The sequence below is a fragment of the Flavobacterium tegetincola DSM 22377 genome, from assembly GCF_000425485.1.
Taxonomy (GTDB): domain Bacteria; phylum Bacteroidota; class Bacteroidia; order Flavobacteriales; family Flavobacteriaceae; genus Flavobacterium; species Flavobacterium tegetincola.
The window spans coordinates 208,227-212,177 of record NZ_KE384386.1; the positions used below are offsets into that span (position 1 = coordinate 208,227).

The 3,951-nt window shown below is 29.5% G+C and carries 4 protein-coding genes; 1 reads left to right on the plus strand and 3 read right to left on the minus strand.

Annotated features, from left to right (window positions below; genetic code table 11):
- The 3 genes from H602_RS20130 to H602_RS0115105 form a co-directional block, all read right to left on the minus strand.
- Positions 1-222 (minus strand): hypothetical protein (locus tag H602_RS20130; RefSeq protein WP_026978765.1); only part of this gene is annotated, 222 nt, incomplete at its 3' end.
- 510 nt (positions 223-732) lie between these two features.
- Positions 733-1,572, minus strand: a complete 840-nt coding sequence (locus H602_RS0115100; RefSeq protein ID WP_026978766.1) for a toxin-antitoxin system YwqK family antitoxin — start codon at positions 1,570-1,572, stop codon at positions 733-735.
- Positions 1,573-1,748: 176 nt separating this feature from the next.
- Entirely contained in the window at positions 1,749-3,467 is a 1,719-nt protein-coding gene (locus tag H602_RS0115105; protein WP_026978767.1) for a hypothetical protein, read from the minus strand.
- A gap of 271 nt (positions 3,468-3,738) precedes the next feature.
- On the opposite strand from H602_RS0115105, the gene H602_RS18985 reads away from it, so the two are divergent.
- A partial coding sequence (locus tag H602_RS18985) for a phage integrase N-terminal SAM-like domain-containing protein (protein WP_281170783.1) occupies positions 3,739-3,951 on the plus strand: 213 nt, incomplete at its 3' end.

Genomic DNA, 3,951 nt, shown 5'->3' on the forward strand with positions numbered 1-3,951 from the left:
ATCTTCCGTCAACCACAAATGATCTTCCGTCAACCACAAATGATCTTCCGTTGACCACAAATGATCTTCCGTCGACCACAAATGATCTTCCGTTAACCACAATTCATCTTCCGTAAACCACAAATGATCTTCCGTCAACCACAAATGATCTTCCGTCGACCACAAATGACCTTCCGTCGACCACAAATGATCTTCCGTCAGCCACAAATGATCTTCCGTCAATCACAAATGATCTTCCGTCAGCCACAAATGATCATCCGTCAACCACAAATGATCTTACGTCGACCACAAATGATCTTCCGTCGACCACAAATGATCTTCGGACAGTCTGATGAAGGCTTCATAAAACCTGTTTATTACTTCTAAAAGTTTGATAGCTACTTCTAAAACACATTTACATCTTGCGGAATGCCTGAAATTATTGGCTAACGTAAATTAGTCTAAAAAACCTTCCAAGCTTCTATTTAAACTTATTTTTGAATTAATTATAACCCATTTCCTGAACAATTATTCCGTCTTTTAAAAAATGACTCAGATTTTACTACATAAAAAAAGAGGATAATCAAATCCTCTTAATATTCTTCAAAACGCTTTACGATAACTCCATACCTGTGGTCGGCATGTAATCGGTTCTCCCGAGAAAACGGGACAGGCTGTTCCACACAGGGTTTATTGTTCGGCTTCCAGCCGCAACGAACCCTTAGCTGTTAGCCGTAGTTATTTTAACAGTTTTCAGTTTTCGTCCCATTCTGTAAATGTATTTTTTATTCCATCACGAATAAAATGTGTTTTTCCATTTTCGTAAAATGCTTTATAATAAATTTCTTTTCCGTTTTTGACTTCGCTTTCATATTTTAAGTTTCCGTTTCCATAAGAGCTGAAAAATTTTCCGTTTGGAATTCCATTAACTACATTTTGAGAAAGTGAAATTTTTCCGTTGTTAAAATAACAAATAATTTTTCCATTATATTTTACGTTGTCTTTGTAAAGAATATTCTTTTTATAAAGTCCTGAAAATACAATTCCCCCATTTTCATTAAAGTATTCAACGTCATATTCGTCTTTCAGTTTATTGCGATATTTTTCAAAAAAATTCCCGTTGTAATAATGGTAACTTTGTGATGCTTTTTCTATGAACTTAAATTTAGCTTTTCCATTTTCCCAATAATCTGTTGATTCTTTGGTGTCATTATCGTATTCTTGTTTTAGATTTCCGCTTTCAAAACAACTTGTATTTTTCCCAATTTGGTTTCCAAGATTATAATTACGAATCCATTTTTGTTTTCCGTTTTCGTACCAATCAATATACTCATTATGGCATTGATTGTCTTTTACGTTTCCAATAGATTTTCTTTTTCCTGATTCATAAAAATTAATATCTATATATTCTTTTTTAGCTTTATAAAAACGCAAAGATTTTATTTTTTTATTTTCATAAAAAGTTGTGTCAATTTCGTTGTAGTTTTCTGTTTTTACACCAAGTGAATCCAGTTCATTTTCAATAACTGTTTTATTCTTGCAAGAAGAAATTATCAGACATAATATAAAAAATAAAAGTATGTGTTTTTTCAATTTTCTCTTTATTTACGTCGGTTTTGGATAATTACGGCTAACGTTGTTGTATAAGCTTTGTTGCGTTGATTAAGCAGTGAATTTACTAAATAAAACACGAACAGCGAAATTCCGGAGGAATTTCGAAAGTGAGCCAAAACCAGCAATAAAGTTTATACGGTGTTGTACACAGGCTTTTATTCGTTTAACTTTTCGATTAGTTTAGTGAAATTCGACTCTTTATGTTTTAGCATTGAATTAATTAATGTTTCTCTAAACCTTAAAGTAAGATTAGGTAATTTTGAATCAATTAAAATCAATCCTTTTTCATTTCGCTGATAATTATGCATAACAGAATTTCTTTGTGAATAACAGTCCCATAAAATTCTTGAATAATATGATTTCAAATATTTTTGATTCGGATTAATATTTCTCTTTTTTAACAAGTATTTTATAAAAGGATGACTAATTTCTTTATTAACAAATTGAAAATCGAGTTTCTGAGAGTTTCTAATTTTAAAATATTGTTCTTGAGATAGGTTTAGTTGATTTGCAAAAGAATTAATAATCGAATTAAATATGTAATTTTCTATTAATGTTTTTTCGTTTTGGTGTGAACTCAAAATTAAGATTGTAGTTATAATATTTATTACGTTAACTGTATTATTTGAGTTTGCTTTTAATAATGTTTCGAAGTAGTGCCAATAATCTTCAGGGTTTCTTGAAATTTGAGCCTTAATGTATAGATATTCATAATTTAGAAAATGTTCTTTACATTCACTATTCACATTTTTTAATAATAGAAACGGGTTGTTTTCAAGTGATTTTTTATTCCATTCAGAAATCGTGTGACTATTTTCTTGTCGACTCCATTTAGAACTTAAATCTTTGAAATCTGTAGTTACTATATAAGAGTGATTTTCAAATAATGAATTTGCTCCACATTTATAATCTATAAATTCTAGTTCCCTTTTTATTGTATTAATAGCTATTTGTTCTGCAATTCTTTTGCTTGATGCATTGATTTTAACTGACGCTAAAATCATATCTTGCTTTAAGAAGAAATCTTTCGAGAAAGGACTTTCATTAATCTGATTTTTTAAGATTTTTAATTTTGTATGTTCTGGATGATAAAATGTTACTTGGTTATATTTAAACCTGAATGTTTTTTCAGCTTTAATATTGTATATCCTAAAAACGAAATATTCTCTTTTACTAGACTTTTTTAACAAATGTAAAATACCTTCAAATTGTTGGTCAAATGTTCTGTTCTGAATATATTCATTTTTTGCCTCTAATAAGTTGTTTTTATTTTCCTTTAAAAATGACTGAGGAAAAGGAAAGCTATTAATATCTTGAGTAATTATTTTAGTGAAAGTTTCAATAATATCGTCTTTTGCTCTATTTGTTAATAAGAACTCACTTACGAGGATATTTGTATGATGAATTAAATCAAGTTTATGTTCAGAAATGTTATGGACACATTTAAGAAAACTAATAATTTCCTTTAATGATTTTTTAAACATAACTTTTTTAAGTTCAGTTCTAAATCTGATTAATGACGATTTAAAGTTTTGATTTTGATTTATCCATTTAATTTTTAAATGTACTTTCCCTTGATTTTTATATTCTTCAAATAAATTAGAAATCAGAGAGTAGTTTTTAAAATCTTTAAAATATTTATTTTCCTTTTGAATTAGTGGATGACTTAAGTAACTATCAATATATTTAGAACAATTTTCAATATTAGTCTCAATTTGAAAAATCATTTTTTCAATTAGAGAAAGATAATTTTCTACATCTAAATAATCACTTTTCTCAATTTGAGAAGCTACAAAATTGAAATAGTCAGCAAAGAAATTAACTTTAGTTTCTATTAACTTTTCAGGATGATTAATTTGATTTAGAAAAGACATTTCAATGTTATTTAGGATGTTTTTTAGCTTGTGTACAACGTTTTTCGGCTTGGCGATGTGGCGGATAAAGAAGCTGAAACTTTCTATTATCACTAAACTTCAAAATAGCAAAATCTTCGATTTAGCACTAAACCCGCCATATTGCCAAACCGATGTTGAACTAAACCTTCGGTAGCGTGTCACCTGAAAATGTTAGTCCTTTGTAAAACTAATTAAAAATGAATTACAATGACAAAAAAAAGCAGATGAGTTAGTTGGATCCAACACAATTCTGAGTCGAGCCGTTGCTCAAGTTCCTGAATTTGCAGAGTTACTTCACCGATTTGAACGAGCGATGTCCATTTTAGGCAGGAGCGACAGTACCTATAGAAATTATGCCCAACATGTTGCAGCAATAGCATTGCACTTTGGTAAAATCCCAACCGAATTGGATGTAGAGCAAGTCCAAGAATACTTGTATACGCTCCAAAAACGTTCCAAAACG

Excerpts from the sequence above, each read along its gene's own strand:
- H602_RS0115105 (WP_026978767.1), bottom strand. The coding sequence starts at position 3,467 with ATGTCTTTTCTAAATCAAATTAATCATCCTGAAAAGTTAATAGAAACT.